Below are 17,467 nucleotides of genomic sequence, written 5' to 3' on the forward strand. Positions count from 1 at the left end.
TATAATAAAGCAATTATGCTTTAGCAGTACTTCTAGTTATCTCAACCTCTAAGTTTTTAACACTACCATTAAAGGTTATATCAATATTGCAGTTTCCTGTTCTTTCATCTATCGTAAAGTTAATGTCATCCCCTTCTTGAATAACAGAGTTTATATATCCCTTATCAGCCAACCATTTACTTTTTTGACTATTTGGATTATTACTAAAGAATTTAATTATATTATCTTGCTTAAAGTCATTGGTATGGAAACGTAATATTCTTTCTATATATGTACTAACTATTGTCTTATATATAGATTCAAAGTCATTTCCCACAGCCTGAAGGCTTCTTGATTTATATACAGTAATATTATGAATATTTTCCCCATTTACTTGGGCATTTTCAGAAGAGAATACAAATCCAAAATTCTTTCTGTTTATAGCATTTTTAGTATTATTGGTAAATCCAGATATTTCTTTAGCCAGTGTAGTTGTTACATTTAGTGCATTATCATCGGCTTCGATATCAAACCTAACTCCCGGATATTCATAAGTAGCTATTTTAAAGATATCTTTTAAGTAGGATGGACATTGATATGCTGCTACTAAACCAGCTGCAACATAAGCGGCATCTACGTATACCCCTTCTATCCAGAGTTTTAAAAGGTCTTCCTTTTCCTTTGATAGCTTGGCCATACCCTTTTCTGAAACATACATCTTACTATCAAGTATTACTCCAGATTTATCCTTAGGAATTATAGTAAAATTAGGAATACAAGGAATAGCAAATTCACTATAGCTCTTCTTAGTTAACATTTGGCATTTATCCACATATTTTTCTATGCCATTTATGGCCATTTGAGAGAATGTATTTTCTTCATTGGTCTCAAAGTTGAAAAATATTTGAACTTTATAGTCTTTTACCACATCTAATAATCTAGTTAGGGATTCCATAGTATTCATACCAGTTTTTTCAGAATGTTTATTTCCCTTAAACCTTTGTCTTCGTAATTTAGCTTTTTTATTCATACTCATCTGAACCGACGGAACTATTCCAAACCATATGGTATTAGAAAAGTCGTTTTTATCATTTACTGTATTTAAATATGTAATTAAACGAGGTAAGTTACTACTCTTAACTAGCATATCTAACTTTGTATTAGTTACTAAAAGACTTGGTTTCATTTCTTTATTTTCTGTTTTATATTGTTCAAAGAACATTTTAACTCCCAATATTTTTTCAATTAAAGGTTTTACAGTCTTTATAAAGTCATCTTTAGCAGTTTTATAAAAATCTAAATATGTATTATAGTTGCTTACTTCTGTTTCTATATCAACTTTACTTTCTAAGGTTGATGTTAGTGGACAAAATGTGCGAACAACTAGGTCTCTAACATAGTCTGACTTTTCTTCATTTATAGCATCATAGTCTTCTTTAAATACTTCTATTAACCCTGAGTTGGCATTATCATCTATTTTCACTAGTGCATTTTCTTCTGGTTTGGGGGCTTCTAAAATCTTTAGTTCCCCATCATCTCCCATACTTAATATACCAGCCTTAAAAACTTCATCGTCATTATCATTGTCACCTTGGCCTAAAAGCAACCTTGTTTTTATATCTTCTATTGCCAAGGGTAGCATAGCCATAACATTGTTATAGTTTTCACTAGCTTCTTCAAACATATAGTTTAATTTATCCCCTACATCTAACTTTTTAGGATCCTCTTCATCTAATTCTTCATACTTACTATAAACATACTGTATCTCTTTTCTTGATTGTCTTATATCATCCATTACTTTTTTGGGAGAAATCATATCTAATAAGTTTTCAAATTTAAAATCAACATTACGTAGTCCTTGGGATGTTTTAGTCTCAATAAGAGTAAACAACATCTTTAAAAAATCATTAGATAGATTTATTGGTATTTCAACAATATGTTCTTCTGGCATATTCTCCGGCTTTTTAAGGGTATACATTACCTTTTGATTAGTAGCATTAAAAAATGAATATACTACTGGAGAAAACTTGTCCAAAAACTCATCAAAATTATTAACCAATAACTTCTCATTAATCTCCTTTATTTTTTCATCATCCAGACTATTAATTCCCTTAGTATCTCCAACTAATGTAATTAAATCAAGTTTCTCTGGATTTATTTCTTCAAATAACATTGTTCTATTGGTTTGATTAATTATTTCCATATGATACCTCCTAATATAATTATTAATATATAAACATTAACTAATATTAGTTAATATTTAGTTGACTTTATTGTAGTATAATTCCAATTCTGTTATTCCATCTTTAAAGGTTATATGAATTTTCATTTTATATTCTAATTCATACTCCTTATTCTTTATTGCTATATCTGAATTTATCATTACAGTAGCATTTGATTTATTAATTAATGTTATTTTTTTATCATAGCTTGGTTTAAAATAAATATTCTCAGTAAAATCATAATGTTTTTTTATCTCAGAAGATTTTAAAATTTCTTGAAGTTTAAGCTTCTTTTTTTCAAATTTATATAATGGAACTTTAAATGGAGGGATATCTTCCTCTTCCTTTAAGCTTATAAAATACCCCTTTAGACTTCCTGTAAAGGTCCTTTTTTTACTGTTATCATTAATTTTTTTCTTAATTAATATATACATAATAAGTAAAATTAAAATAGTGAAAAATATTATTTCCCTTTTATAATATTGATAAAATTTCATAACAGATACTTCTATAGAATCCGTTATAATACTTAAACCTTCAGAATCTGTAACTTTTATTTTAAATGTAGAGCTTTTAATGTCATTTCCAAATAAAATTAAGTTATTTTCTTTTATCTTAGCTAAATTATCATCATTATCTATTATTTCATAACTTAAATTATCATTATCATCATCCATAAAATAGTTATTTAAGTTATAACTTTTATCCTTTGAAAAAAGCACATTTATTTTTTCTTTAAATTTTCCCTTTGGTGGATTATTTTTTATGTTAAATCTCGTGCCATCAAAGTTAAAGTTTATATTTTTATATTTAAAATTAAGATGTACCTTATAATTGCCACTATTGTGTATAATATTATCCACATGAATTTTATTATTTAAAACTTTAGTTGGCAAAACTATCTTATTATTCGCATCAACAAACTTAATATTTGACTTTATATGATTATAAAAGTTTTTTCCGTTAATTATTTTATTATCTTGGTTATTTATAAAATGTCCTTCTATCTGAAAAGATTGATTTTTATTAATTTTTTCAGGTATATCAAGGGTCAGATTCCAATCATAATAGGATAGCTTATACATATTTATCTCAGCATTTTTATCACCTTTAAAACTAACGTTAATATTATTTGTAAACTTTTTCACTCCATCTATATAAAAATAATTATTTAACTTAGAAACTTTTATATTATTAGATTCTTCTATTTTTACATTGGGGGCAGAAGATATTGCTAGCATTTTTGATGACTTCGCTAAGTCTTCTTTTAGCTCTATATTTATATCTCCACTTTCATCTTCCAGAACCACCTTGGCTATATGTTCTACCCCCAATGACCAATATTTCATTGCAATATCTTTAAATATATTTATGTAGTTTTCATATCCCTTTGCTTCATAAAATTCTCCATTAGTTTTTGCAGCTATATCATCAAGTCTTAGTCTATTATCATATCTATTATGGGTCCTAATAGTATATATTGGTATATTTTTTATTTTGGATAAATCAACTGTTTTTTTAACATCTTTTATAGAATCATCCACATCCCTTTCTTTTATTTTGGGGGTGGATATCCCCCCATCTGATATTAAAATCAAAATAGATTTTTCATTGCTATCAGTACTACTTAATAGTTTTAAACCTTCTTTTAATCCTTTTCCTAGATCTGAGTACCCTGACATATTAATCTTGCTAATCTCTTTTGTTAAAAACTCCCTATTATTTCTACTGTTAAGGGGTACTGGCTCCATACTTGATATTATGTCTTGATTATAAGCTACAAACCCTAACTCAGTATAATCATTGGGTAAACTAGTAATAAACAAATTAGTTATGTCTTTAATCATATTTTTGTTATTTCCGTTTATAGAGTTGCTTGCATCTATAACAAACATTACCTTTACTTTTTCTAACTTATAATTAACTTCATTTCCACTTATTACAGTAACAAAAGATAGTATTAAAATAATTGATAAAAACAATGCAGCGAATTTCTTTTTCATCTTTTCTACCACCAACCCCTTCGTATTTTACATTTATATTTATTTTTAGTTTTTATTTCTTTATAAGTTTTAAAAAGTAATAGGATTAATATATTTTTTTTACTGGTAATATTTATATAAGCATAATTAATATCGAATTTATATTTTGTAATCTTTAGTCATTATTTGTTACAAAACCTTAATGAACCGTTATTTCCATTCACTTTATATATTTTATCTAGGTCTTAAGTAGTATTTTTTTACAAAATAAAAAAAGCGACCCAAGGTCGCTTTTTATCTAGTGTTAAGTCAATTTCCGATATATGATAGCTATAATTAACATTATTACTATATATATCAAAGTGGGACTTTTACACCATTTTATTTTTTTGTTGTATTCCTTTCCACTTTCTCCCTTTTTATTGATATCCATTCTTTTTTTTATTATATCATTTTCACTGTTTCGTATATCATTTTCAATATCTTTTTCATTCACTTTAGGACTAACTTCATTAATTTTCCCTTTATAATATTTAGCCAAACTATTTTTTACTATCAAGTAATATAGAACTGATATAGCCAATAATGTTATTGTATTATCTTTTATATTAATTATATCTATAGTTCCTAATACTATTACTGTCATTAAATATATAACCAATAAAACAATCAAACTGCTATAATATTTCTTTACTAATTTATTAACTTCTTTAGACATTTTATCCTCCGCTCTATTTTCCTGCTACTGATAATTTTTTTATTTTTATTGATGGAGAACCAATGTAGGATGAACCGGGCATTCCAAACTCTAGATCGTCTCCAATTTCTTCTATATCATTTAACATTTCAAAATAATTTCCTGCTATTGTTATTTGATTAACTGGTCTATTTATTTTACCATTTAGTATTTCATATCCATATGCTGATAATGAGAAGTCCCCAGAGACAGTATTAAGTCCAGAGTGCAAACCTTGGACATCTATTATTAGTATACCCTTATCTACACCTTTAATCATATTATCAAAGGTTATATCTCCCTTTTCTATATACATATTAGTTGGGGCTATTGAAATAGAAGATTTATATGATGATTTTAATGCATTTCCTGTGGAATCAACACCATCTTTTTTAGCTGTCTTTAAATTATGAAGATAGGTAGTTAAAACTCCTTTATCTATTATTTTCTTATATTTAGTTGCAACCCCTTCACCATCAAAGGACCTAGAGCCTACTCCTGCCTTCATAAATGGATCATCAACTATAGTCAGTATATCATTTCCTATTTTTTTATTCAGTTTTCCCTTTAGCATAGATAACCCTTTTTGCACCTTTTCTGCGGAGAAAATAGGGGAAAATGCCTTTAATATATTAGCAGAAACATCCCTTCTTAATACCACTTCATATTCATCAGATTTAATACTATCTGCATTTAACATTGATATAGCTTCTTCGACCGCTTCTTTAGCAAGTTTTTTAGGTTTAAATTTGCTAAAATTATTGGAGGTAATAAGCTTACCCGCCGTTTTTACATCATTTCCTTCTTTAACCACAACAGAAATATATCCAATAGCTATATTCATTTTATCTTCTAAGTCTAGCCCTTTAGTATTTACCATGATTGTATTAGATTTTTCGTCGTTATATAAACAATAGTTTACACTTTCAACCCTATCATCTAACTTAAAGGCCTCATTTTCTAACTCCTTTGCAAAATTAATTTTTTCCTCTTGAGTTACTTTATCTAAATTATCATTGTATACATCTATAGTTTTATATTCCTTAGAACCTTCAAATATTTCTTCTTCATCATCACTATCTATGACTTTAGCATTGGATATAGCCTCTTCTATAAGCATATCTATTGATGTCTCATCTACTTTTTCAGTATAGGAATAGCCCATTTTCCCATTATAGATACCTCTAAAGGAAAGTCCCTCTTGGTCTGCAATACTGTATTTATCTATCTCTTGCTTATAAACCATAAGTTCAAATTCACTACCTCTTTGAATAAACACTTCCATCTCTTCTAAACCTTTAGATTTACCCTTCTCAAATAATCTATCAATTATACCTCTTATATCCATTATTTATCCCCCTTTCTACCACCAACGGTTATTGATCCTACTCTTATTGTAGGCTGGCCAACATTGGTAGGTATAGAACCACTGGACGAACCACACATTCCTTGGCCATAGTCTAGATTATTTCCAACCATATCTATTTTCTTAAGTATATCCATTCCATTGCCTATAAGGGTTGCTCCTCTAACCGGTCTGTCTATTTTCCCATTTTTAATCATATATCCTTCCATAACTGCAAAGTTAAAGTCTCCTGTAGCTGGATTTACTGAGCCCCCACCCATATATTTTGCATATAGTCCATGTTCTGTATTTTTAATTATTTCTTCCCTTGTGGAATCTCCATTATCTATATATGTATTTGTCATTCTAGAAGTTGGAGCAAATTTATAGGATTGCCTTCTTCCTGAACCCGTGGAGTCCATATTCATTCTTCTTCCATTTAGTTTATCAACCATATATCCCTTTAATATTCCATTTTTTATTAATACATTTTTTCTGCTTTTAGTTCCTTCGTCATCAATATTGATTGACCCCCAAGCATTCGGTTGGGTTCCATCATCTATAGCAGTAACAACATCCGATGCTACCTTTTCACCAAGTTTCCCTGCATATATTGAAGTTCCTTTAGCCACCGATGATGCCTCTAATCCATGGCCACATGCTTCATGGAATATTACTCCGCCAAATTTATTATCAATTATTACTGGCATTTTTCCACTGGGGCATGGCTCTGCGTTTATCATGGTTTTAGCAATCCTTGATGCTTCCTTTGCATATTCTTCTATATCTATATTGTCATAAAATTCAAATCCCATATGGGCACCTGGTCCATAAAAACCCGATTGCATTTCTCCATCTTTAGATGCCACAGATGAGATAGCCGTTCTTGTTCTTACCCTTGTGTCCTCAACAAATAACCCATCTGAATTGGCAACTAATATATTTTGTTCCTCATCTAAGTATCTGATGGCTACCTGGGATATGCAATCATCAAAGTTTTTAGCACTATTATATGCTCTTCTTAAAAGCTCGACTTTTTTATCCTTCTTAACTCCCCTTGGTAATATCAATATTTTATGGACATTTTCTATTTTAGGTGTTGTAAAATTTAATGTTATATCTCCCTTTGTCCCATTTATGGCCTTGGCAGCCTTTTTAGCAACAGTGATTAAGTTTTCCTTCGATGAATCATTGGTATATGCATAAACACTATTGGTACTATTAAAAATCCTTATACCAACACCATAGTCTCTACCTGACATTCCATTTTCTATCTTGCCCCCTATCATAGCAAGGCTTGTATTAAATTTATCTTCAACAAAAACTTCAGCGAAATCTCCACCTGTAGATAGAGCTGCATTTATTACATCTTCTATAATACTTTTATTTAACATAAACTAACCTCCCCTTATAAAATTACTCTATTTATATTATTTCGATACTCTAATATCTATTCCTTCATATTTATTTAATATTTATTTTGTATCTTTAATTAAAATAAACTGGGGAATTACGAGTCCCAAATATTAAAGTTAAAACTTCTAAATTTCTTAATGCCAAAATTAGAAATAATTCTAATGAACTGTCCCTTTGATTCCCCCTTAACCTAAAACCTATAAATAAACTAAGGGTGTCCCATTGGAACACCCTATTTTAAGTAGTTTCAAAATCCATTATAGAAAATAACCAATAATAAAAAGAAAAATAGTAAACTTTCTTTATTATCATTATCAAATCCCATGTTATTATATAAAAGAACTAATAATAAGAAAAAGAATAATAAGCTTTCATCCCTTGGTCTAAACAATCCTTGCCCCATAAAACATACCCTCCTATAATATGTTTTGCCACTTATTTAATATATTATTATTCTAGAAAGGCATATATAGTTACAATTATTATTAAAACTCATCCTCAGACATCTTCATAACTTCCATAATTTTTTCTATTTTCTTCACTTTTTTCTTGTGTTTATCATCTAAAACAGGATCAAAACATTTTATTAAGTCTATAATAGAGTCTATTTTCTTAATATCAATTTTTTCATTACTTTCTTTATATGTTGTAATGTTATGTTTTGTTTCATCTATTCTTTTTTTTGTATCTATAATATTTTCTGCTACTTTTTTTCTATCATCATCCATATAGTCTATCATTTCAGCTAAAATTCTTTCCCCTTTATCGATAGCAGGTAAATTATTAGTACTTTTTACTTCATTTTTATATTTTGATTCCTTTATTCTTTTTACTTTATTAAATATGTCTATTATATCTTCAACCTTACTTAATGTCTCCTGTCCGTTTTCATTAAAATATCCCTTTATATTACTAACTAAAGCCTTTTTCCTTTCAAAATCATCATTTAAATCAAGGTTTAATTTAATCCCGTCACCCTTTTCATTCTTATTATTTAAAAGCATCATTAATGGTAATGCCAACCCTATTAAACTTGTTATAGAAGTTTCTTTACCCATAAAATTACCACCCTTATTGACTTTATATATTAATAGCCCTATTATATTTTATGTTAAAGTCTAAAGAGTGTGAGTAATTTAATAGGTTTTCAGGTTGGGGGATTACGAATCCCCCAACAACAAGATAGCAATCCTCCAATAATTGAATAGTAATACTCTAGTAATTGAATAGTAATACTCTAGTAATTGAATCATGATATTCTAGTAATAGGATAATAATACTCTAGTAATAAGATAATAGTACTCCAATAACAGAATAACAACCTTTTAACAGTTATATAAAATATCATAAATATGTTAGATACAATTAAGATATTATAAATCAGTTAATCCTACTTCCATCCTTAACTGTGCCAATGACTTAGATGTCACATTATCCCTAGCTAATTCTAATAATTCTATAGCTTTATTTAAATCTTCTTCATTATCTACCTCAATTTCTAAATAGGGTTCAGGATATGTTTCCTTATTCCATGTGTCTATATCAAATCTTATATTATCATATTTGTAGGATATTCTTTCCTTTGTTCCCCTATGTCTTATATCTAAATCCAAGTGTCTTAATATTTCAGTAAGGGCCTCTTCATTATCTATTTTGGTTTCTATCTCTATATTCTCCCTTAGGGCATTTTTAGCTATATTTTTCTTTAAAGTAAAAATATATTGGGTATCATTATTAATAATATCCTTTGATTCCCTTATTCTTAGATAACCTTTGTCCCTATTTTTTATAATTCTATCCTCTGTATCAAATATTGTATTTACTTGATGTTCCTTTTTTATTAGTTTAGCACCAATCTCTTTAAGTTTTTTTTCTATATTATTTTTATCTATATTTAATACCTTAACTTCAAGTTCCTTAGCCATATAATCACTCCCAGTTAAAATTTTAAAATTACATGTTTTTTAAATGTATTTTTTAATAATAAAATGTAAATCCTTTTAATATGGAGGTGTTAAAATGAATTTACTATACTCTGCCCTTTTATATTTAAGTCTTTTTACCATAATTCTTGTATATATAATCTACAAAGCTAAAAGTTTTAAAAAAAATAATAAATCATTTATACCAAAAGAAGTAAATTATCAAGACGTAGAAATAGCTTTATTAGGAGATATCGACCTTGATAATATTAATTACACTGAGTCTAAATTTGAAAATCCTAAAGAAACCGTAACTTTACCCTTAGATCTTATAATAGATGGACAAATCCTATCTAATAATTTAAATATGATTAATAAGGATCAAGATTGGTTAATAGATACATTAAATAATAAAGGTGTTTCCCATATAAACAAAGTGACCCAAGCCACATTAGAACCTTCAGGCAAAATTGTAATCTCCTAGAGTATTTTCTTTAATTTAAAATCAATATAGTCACAGGAAATACAGTGAAAGTCAATGCCTTCTATATTACCTTCAACAGCAAAATAATGTCCCTCTGCATGTAAATGTCCATAAACACATATATCTACATTATATTTTTTCATTAAATCCACAAATTCATTGGGACTTTTATCTGTGGAATTAAATGGTGGATAGTGTATCATAACTATTTTTTTACTAACATCATCTTTTATTGATGATAATGATAGTTCTAGCCTATTTAATTCCCTATTAAACATTTTTTCATCATGTTCATTAAATTCATCGCTATCCTTAGCTGCCCAGCCTCTAGAACCGCATATTCCTATATTTTTGTGTATATAACTATCATTATGTAAAAAAGTTATTGCATCAAGATCAAGATTGTTAAGCTTTGTTTTAGTTTCCCACCAATAATCGTGGTTACCTTTAGTAATAATCTTTATCCCTGGAAGTCTATCTATCTTTTCTAAATCATCCTTAGCATCCTTGAGTTTTAATGCCCAGGATATATCTCCAGGTAATAATACTAAGTCACCTTCTTTTACAGTTTCTTTCCAGTATTCAAATATTTTTTCATCATGGTTTATCCAGTTATCTCCAAATACATCCATGGGCTTTTTCCCCGATGAATCCATATGTAGATCTCCGATTCCATATATGCTCATATAAATCACCTCTATAGTCTTAATGTTAATGTCTAACATGAAAGTACAAACCTCTTATTTTACAGTTTTTAATAGTTAATGTTAAACCTCAACATAGTTATATTTCACATTTAATTTATCAAATACTTTACTTTCCCTTTCGTGGCAGGTAAATAAAATTATTTGTCTGTTTAAACTTTCTTTTGATAAGAATTTTAATATATTAGTTAATCTTTTTACATCATATTGGGTAAAGCAATCATCTAATATAATAGGTATATTGTTATCTTCTCTAATTACATTAATTATACCCAGTCTTGTGGCAAAATAAAGTTGGTCCATAGTTCCTGAACTTAATGTGTTTACATTAACTAATTTACCACTATTTTCATCGGACACTTTTATATTTATTTTTTCATTTATCTTAACTTTTTTATACTTATCCCCGGTAATACTTCCTATTAATGTACTAACCTTGGCATTAAGCTTAGGAGCGAACTCCCTATGTATGTTCTTAGACAACTTATTAATAGTTGTTTTTACAAGTTTTAATGATTGTAGCTTATCTTCATAATCCTTAATTAAACTAGATTTTCTATCTATTTCTTCATTTAGATAAGCTAATGGAGTTACACTAGATAAATAATATTTAACCTTCTCTTCTAACTTAGATAATTCTTCCCTCTTTTCTACAATACTATTATTTATCCCCTCCAATACTTCTTTGTTTTTTTCCATATCAAAATCGGCATCTTGGATATCATCCACATTATATCTAGTCAATTTTTCCTTTAATAAACTTAAAGAATCTCCATTAAGTATACTATCAAACAGTTTATTTTCACCATCTAATTTCCCTTTAATTTTTAAAAATTTATTTTTATAATCTATATTTTCTTTAAATTCCTTAATATTTTTAGCATTATTCTCTTTTAGAATATTCTCTAACTCATTTATCTTATCCATTAATCTCTTATTTAAATGTTCATTATTATCTTTTATGTTTGATATTTCTCCCTTTAGTACATTTATGTTATTTGTATCTTCATTATATATACAAAATATATCCTTTAATTTTTTTATATTATTAGTATTAATACCACCATCTATATTTGCCATATTTAAATATTTTGTTATTTCCCCACTATATTTATCAAACACTTTTTTAACATCATCTATTTTTTTATCTAAGTCATTGATAGCTTCAATATTATTACTTATTAAACCTATATCCATACTATATTGATCCATTAGTCTTCTTAAATCAGTTTTATTATCACAGTCATATTTATTTAATATCATAACTATATTTTTATCTATGTCTGAAAGTCTATTTTTTTCATCTAGCCGCTTTTCCCTATTATCCCTTAAATCTTTTTTAAAGGAATCTAATTTTTTATTTATTGATTTCATCTTATTATATCCTATTAAAGCAAGTATAATAAATAGTGGGGAAACTATACTAACTTTCATATCCACTATAAAACCAACTATAATAGTGATAAAGGCTATGGATAATGATGTAATGTTTATAGTATTTATTTTAGACCTTCTTGTATTCTCATTTTCTATTTGAACCTTTATATTATTTATCTCATCATCTCTTCTTTCATATATCAAACTTCTTTTTTTCTCTTCTAACTCTTCAATTTTATAAAAGTCTTCCCTTATATCTGTTAAATTACCCTTATCTACGTTGTCCACCTTACTTTTTAATATTTCTCTCTTTTTATTAAGCTCATCTATTTCCTTTTCCTTATCATTTATAAGGGTAAACTTGTTACTTAAGTTTTCTATATCCCCTTTATTAACATTTTCAAAGTAATTATATTTTTTTACTGTATCATTTAAATCAGATACTTGTTCTTCTAACTCTTGTAAGGTAATATCATTATCAGCTATTCTTTCCTTTAATGAATTTATTTCGCTATTAATACTAATAGCTTCTGTATATTTACTATCATCTATATGACTATATTTTTTAAGTTCTAATTGTTCCTTTTCTAAGTTTTCTATTCCTTTCTTTATTTTAATAGCGTTGTTATATCTTTTATACAGTCTAATCCCCTCTATTGATTCCATCTTTTCTTGTAAATCTAATTTTTCTTCATTTAAATCCTTAATTTCTCCTTTTATATGGTTTATTAGTATTTGACTATCCTTTATTTTATTTAAAACTTCTATCGTTTCTTTTTTATCTTCTTCTAACTCCATTATTTCTTCTGCTAATTTTCCATAGGGAGATGTTTTTATTCTCTCCTTAGTACCTATATTATCTATTTTTTTATCTATATCCTTTATTATATTTTCAACAGAAATATCCTCATCTAAACTTCCCCCTAGGTTTATTAGACTGTCTTTTACCTCTTTAGCTAAATCCCCTTCTGTTTTACATTTAAGTTGTCCTATGTTTATAGTATTATTATAGACCACAGAATTAAGCTTTAGGTGTAAAGATGCTGGGGCATGTAATCTACTAGTTTTATCATAGTCATACATATGGGTTATCTCTTCCCCTGTTTTATCATCAAATACTTTAACTTGATCTCTTCCCTTTAAAAAATTTCTATCTATTCTATATTTATCACCGTCGACAGTATACTTTAGAGTTCCATAGTATTTATCACTGTTCCATGGAAAGTATTTTTTATAATCCTTCGAGTACAATTTTCTTTTAGTATAGGGTCTAAAAAACCCAAAAAACATCCCTTCAATAAATTTATGTATGGTTGTTTTTCCTGCTTCATTATTTCCATATATAATATTTATTCCATTATCTAGATTGATTTTTTCATCTTTAAATTTACCAAAGGAGTTAAGGCTTAATTCATCTATTATCATTTTATCACCTTCTCCTTTAACAAAAGTTCTAAACCTTCATATAAGGCATCTTTAACTATGGGGTCCCTGGTATCCATAGATTTCATTTCCTTTATAAAATGACCGATTATATTAGTTTTATTTTCCCTTTCTATTTTTTCTAAGTCGTAATCTAGAACTGTATTATTTATTATTTCAACATAATAAAAGTCATTTTTAAATCTACGTTCTAAATCTTCTATATTAAGATTTATATCCTTATCTATAAATCCTGTTAATATTATCCTAAATATATTTTTAACTTCTTTATCACTACAACTTCTAATTGTATCTATAATTTCTTCATAATCCATATTCTCATTAATCTCTACTTTTTCTATTATATAGTTTCTTTTATTTAGTTCGATTAATTCTAAATCCAATTTTTCTTTAGATATAGAACCTTTTATAATTCCATGAGCACCGGTCTCACCAAAATCTAAAGGTTCTGGACTACCACAATATACAATATTATCAGTGATAAACTGATGTTTATGTATATGACCTAAAGCAACATAATCAAAGCTATCTAGCTTGTTTATATCAATAGGCAAGTATTCTGATTTAGAACTTAATGTATCCCCATGAGCTAATAATATATTCACCTTAGATTTATCTTCTATTTTTATATTATCTAAAATGTTATCCCTCTCTATCTTTTTATTCCAACTAAGTCCCCAAATATTAATATTATACTGGGGAAATTCCAGTTTATTTACGCTACTGTTCTTTATAATATAAACATTATCAGGCCACTCTATTAAATTATATAACGATCTGTCCTTTAATGGATCATGATTTCCTGCTATTAGTATAACCTTTGTTTTATTTAAAGTTTTTAATTTATTTTTAATTCTTTTTATATCTCCAATATTACAGTAATCTTCCTCATATAAATCCCCTGTTATAAATAAAAAATCTATTTTCTCTTTATTGGCTCTATCTACAATATTATTAAATGTGTCCCAAAGCTCATTTCTTCTATTATTTCTAAAACTCTTAGAAAACCTAGGGTTATTAAATTTTAATCCCAAGTGCAAATCTCCAGTGTGGAAAAAAGTTATTTTCAAATAAATCACTCCCCATTATATCCATAGAACATATATTCTATACTTTATAATATAATTCCTTCTAAAATAATATTGTTATCTGATAAATCTATATTTAAAAGTTTTACTTATAGTTAAATAAGAAAATATTATTTCCCTTATGCTATAATAATGTGTAAAATTATATAGTAATACTTTTGGGTAGTGATACCTTCAAATGAATTGGAAGCTACCTAATTACAGTGGACCATTACTGTCAATTCTCAACCGTCCACTGTCCATTATCACAATCAAGGAGGAGATTTTTTGAAAAAACTATCACCAGGATTAATTTTAGTTATAATATTATCCCTAATTTCCATGGGAATCAATGAATTTATTTTTAGTCATTTCAAAAACCTAGCAATAGAAACATTAACAATAGCAATAATATTGGGTATAATCTATTCAAATACAATAGGAGTTAAAAAGTCCCATGAATCAGGTATAACATTTTCTTTAAAAAAAATATTAAAATGGGGAATAGTTTTATTGGGTGTTAAATTAAACTTTGATGCTGTAATAAACTTAGGACCTTGGATAATACTTATAGTTGTTATATTAATTACACTAGCACTAGTATTAGCAAATGTCTTTGGCAAAATAGGAAAATTAAATACAAAGTTATCTACCCTTTTAGGGGTTGGCTCATCCATATGTGGTGCCTCTGCCATAGTTGCCATGGGGCCAGTTATAGATGCCGATGATGAGGATACTTCCATAGCGGTGGCGGTTATAAGTATGTTGGGAGCTTTAGGTGTATTTATATATACTTTTTTTGCTGCAGTTCTACCAATAACCGATATCCAGTATGGTATATGGTCTGGAAGTTCCCTACAAGGGGTTTCCCATGCGTTAGCAGCAGCCGGTGCTAAGGGTGCTAAAAGCTTAGAGATAGGTACCATAGTTAAAATGTCCAGGGTTGCTCTGCTGGCTCCGGTGGCTTTAATATTAAGTATTATTTTTAATAAAAACAATACTAAAGGCTCTAAAAAAGTTAAGTTTCCATCATATGTTCTTATGTTTATATTGGTTGGTGTATTATTTACATTAAACTCAGTTTATAATATAGTTCCAGTTGAGTTTACCATCTCAAATATGAATATAAATATAATATCTATGCTAAAGAAAATAAGTAGTTTCTTTATACTTATGGCAATGGTATCAATGGGACTTAAGGTTAACTTTAAATCATTTACATCAAAGGGAGTTAAAGCCCTTTATGTTTGTAGTATTTTATTTATTAGTATTTCTTTAATAAGTTTAGGATTAACATTAATGATATAAGTGTAATAAAGATGTGGCCTATGCCACATCTTTATTATGTGCAGAATACAAAGTTCAGAGTGCAGAGAATTTCATAAAATACATTGCAAATAAAATAACAAAAAGTTATAATGATATTAGCATATTAGAAATTTCTAATATGCTAATATCATTATATAGGTAGGTGAAAATATGAAGGATACAATTTTCAAAATGTCATCATCTTATTTAAAGGCTTTAGCCCATCCCACAAGACTGAAAATATTGGATATACTTAAAGACAAAGAGTTATGTGTTTGTGTAATATTAGAAGAACTACAATTGGAACAATCCAATGTATCCCAACACTTAAAGGTTTTAAGGGAGCAAGGAATAGTTAAAAGTCGTAGAGATGGTTCTAAGATTATGTATAAAGTTAAGGATAAAAATGTATTTATTATATTTGATAATGTTAAAGAAAGCTTATTAAATCAATTGGAAGAAACAAGTGCAGAGTTAAAGAAGGGAGGGGTCTAATTGTTACAGGAATTCTCTAATATAGTTACTCCCTATGTGATTAGATTTTTTAACTGGTTTTTAGATCTGCTTGGGGCAGATTTTAGAGCCGGGGATAAATTTAATGAAGCAGTTAACTTCTTTATATACGATACCCTTAAAATAATAATATTACTTAGTTTTATGATATTTATTATATCCTATATAAGAAGTTATTTTCCCCCAGAAAAAGTCAAAAAACTACTTGGAAAGGTCCACGGCATATGGTCCCATGTGGCTGCAGCTATATTAGGTGTACTATCTCCTTTCTGAAGCTGCAGTACAGTTCCTATTTTTATAGGATTTGTGGAATCGGGGATTCCACTGGGAGTTACCTTTACATTTTTAGTTACATCTCCTATTGTTAATGAAATAGCTTTAGGTTTATTATTAATTGAATTTGGGATTAAAACTGCCCTTATTTATACATTGGCAGGTATGCTTATTGGTATAGTATCGGGTATATTAATCCATAAACTTAAACTTGAACATTTAGTTGAAGAATATGTCTATCAACTTCATATGGGAGAGTCAAAAGTTGAAAAGATGGACTTTAAAAAAAGACTACAATTTTCCATAGATGCTGTTAAGGATATAGTTAAGAGGGTTTGGATATATATAATAATAGGTATAGGTATCGGAGCAGCCATACATGGATATGCCCCAGAAAGCTACCTTGTTAAATATGCCGGTCCTAATAACCCTTTTGCAGTATTTGTGGCAGTAGTTCTTGGTATCCCACTATATTCAAATGCCGTAGGTGTTATGCCTATAGTTACAGCCCTTATTGGTAAAGGGGTTGGAGTTGGAACAGCTCTATCCTTTATGATGTCCGTTGTGGCATTATCTTTACCAGAAATGATACTTCTTAAAAAAGTTATAAAGCCTAAACTAATAGGTATCTTTGTAGCTATAACCGGTGTTTCAATAATATTAGTTGGGTATTTATTTAATATTATCTTATAGGAG

General features: G+C 28.0%; 14 protein-coding genes and 1 pseudogene. 4 read left to right on the top strand and 11 right to left on the bottom strand.

The genetic code is table 11. The features are described from left to right. Positions 1 to 13: 13 nt before the first annotated feature. From V6137_RS11400 to V6137_RS11435, 8 genes are all read right to left on the bottom strand, one after another. Positions 14 to 2,182, bottom strand: coding sequence for a hypothetical protein (locus tag V6137_RS11400; RefSeq protein WP_425448063.1), 2,169 nt, complete (start codon positions 2,180 to 2,182; stop codon positions 14 to 16). 57 nt (positions 2,183 to 2,239) lie between these two features. Further along, positions 2,240 to 4,204, bottom strand: coding sequence for a vWA domain-containing protein (locus tag V6137_RS11405; RefSeq protein ID WP_425448064.1), 1,965 nt, complete (start codon positions 4,202 to 4,204; stop codon positions 2,240 to 2,242). 283 nt (positions 4,205 to 4,487) lie between these two features. Continuing rightward, entirely contained in the window at positions 4,488 to 4,901 is a 414-nt protein-coding gene (locus tag V6137_RS11410; RefSeq protein ID WP_425448065.1) for a hypothetical protein, read from the bottom strand. Positions 4,902 to 4,914: 13 nt separating this feature from the next. After that, positions 4,915 to 6,267, bottom strand: a complete 1,353-nt coding sequence (locus V6137_RS11415) for a TldD/PmbA family protein (protein WP_425448066.1) — start codon at positions 6,265 to 6,267, stop codon at positions 4,915 to 4,917. Beyond that, the gene (locus V6137_RS11420) at positions 6,267 to 7,658 is read right to left on the bottom strand and encodes a TldD/PmbA family protein (protein ID WP_425448067.1); all 1,392 of its coding nucleotides are present in this window, start codon (positions 7,656 to 7,658) and stop codon (positions 6,267 to 6,269) included. The genes V6137_RS11415 and V6137_RS11420 overlap by 1 nt, the downstream gene beginning before the upstream one ends. 269 nt (positions 7,659 to 7,927) lie before the next feature. Beyond that, on the bottom strand, positions 7,928 to 8,083 hold the full coding sequence (locus V6137_RS11425) for a hypothetical protein (protein ID WP_425448068.1): 156 nt from the start codon (positions 8,081 to 8,083) through the stop codon (positions 7,928 to 7,930). A gap of 82 nt (positions 8,084 to 8,165) precedes the next feature. Then, positions 8,166 to 8,738 carry a hypothetical protein gene (locus V6137_RS11430; protein ID WP_425448069.1) on the bottom strand — a complete coding sequence of 191 codons (573 nt, stop codon included), beginning with the start codon at positions 8,736 to 8,738 and terminating at the stop codon, positions 8,166 to 8,168. 315 nt (positions 8,739 to 9,053) lie between these two features. Continuing rightward, complete coding sequence (locus tag V6137_RS11435) at positions 9,054 to 9,605, bottom strand: class IV adenylate cyclase (protein WP_425448070.1); 552 nt, start codon at positions 9,603 to 9,605, stop codon at positions 9,054 to 9,056. A 94-nt stretch (positions 9,606 to 9,699) separates the two neighbouring features. Between V6137_RS11435 and V6137_RS11440 the strand changes: the two genes are divergently transcribed. Then, positions 9,700 to 10,086 (top strand): YetF domain-containing protein, encoded by a 387-nt coding sequence (locus tag V6137_RS11440; protein ID WP_425448071.1) that lies wholly within the window; start codon positions 9,700 to 9,702, stop codon positions 10,084 to 10,086. Here the strand turns inward: V6137_RS11440 and V6137_RS11445 are convergent. The 3 genes from V6137_RS11445 to V6137_RS11455 form a co-directional block, all read right to left on the bottom strand. Further along, positions 10,083 to 10,772 (bottom strand): metallophosphoesterase, encoded by a 690-nt coding sequence (locus V6137_RS11445; RefSeq protein WP_425448072.1) that lies wholly within the window; start codon positions 10,770 to 10,772, stop codon positions 10,083 to 10,085. The genes V6137_RS11440 and V6137_RS11445 overlap by 4 nt on opposite strands. An 81-nt stretch (positions 10,773 to 10,853) precedes the next feature. After that, a complete protein-coding gene (locus V6137_RS11450) occupies positions 10,854 to 13,592 on the bottom strand; it encodes an ATP-binding protein (protein WP_425448073.1) in 2,739 nt (912 codons plus the stop codon). Next, entirely contained in the window at positions 13,589 to 14,680 is a 1,092-nt protein-coding gene (locus V6137_RS11455; RefSeq protein WP_425448074.1) for a metallophosphoesterase family protein, read from the bottom strand. Before V6137_RS11455 ends, V6137_RS11450 begins: the two co-directional genes overlap by 4 nt. 285 nt (positions 14,681 to 14,965) lie before the next feature. Between V6137_RS11455 and V6137_RS11460 the strand changes: the two genes are divergently transcribed. The 3 genes and pseudogenes from V6137_RS11460 to V6137_RS11470 all read left to right on the top strand — a co-directional run bounded on the left by V6137_RS11460 (position 14,966) and on the right by V6137_RS11470 (position 17,464). Beyond that, positions 14,966 to 15,985, top strand: coding sequence for a YeiH family protein (locus V6137_RS11460; protein WP_425448075.1), 1,020 nt, complete (start codon positions 14,966 to 14,968; stop codon positions 15,983 to 15,985). 171 nt (positions 15,986 to 16,156) lie between these two features. Further along, positions 16,157 to 16,480 carry an ArsR/SmtB family transcription factor gene (locus V6137_RS11465; protein ID WP_425448076.1) on the top strand — a complete coding sequence of 108 codons (324 nt, stop codon included), beginning with the start codon at positions 16,157 to 16,159 and terminating at the stop codon, positions 16,478 to 16,480. Positions 16,481 to 16,516: 36 nt separating this feature from the next. Further along, positions 16,517 to 17,464, top strand: a pseudogene (locus V6137_RS11470) (permease). Positions 17,465 to 17,467: the final 3 nt, after the last annotated feature.

Origin of the sequence: Dethiothermospora halolimnae, from assembly GCF_037577855.1 — a bacterium.
Lineage (GTDB): Bacteria > Bacillota > Clostridia > Tissierellales > VENL01 > Dethiothermospora > Dethiothermospora halolimnae.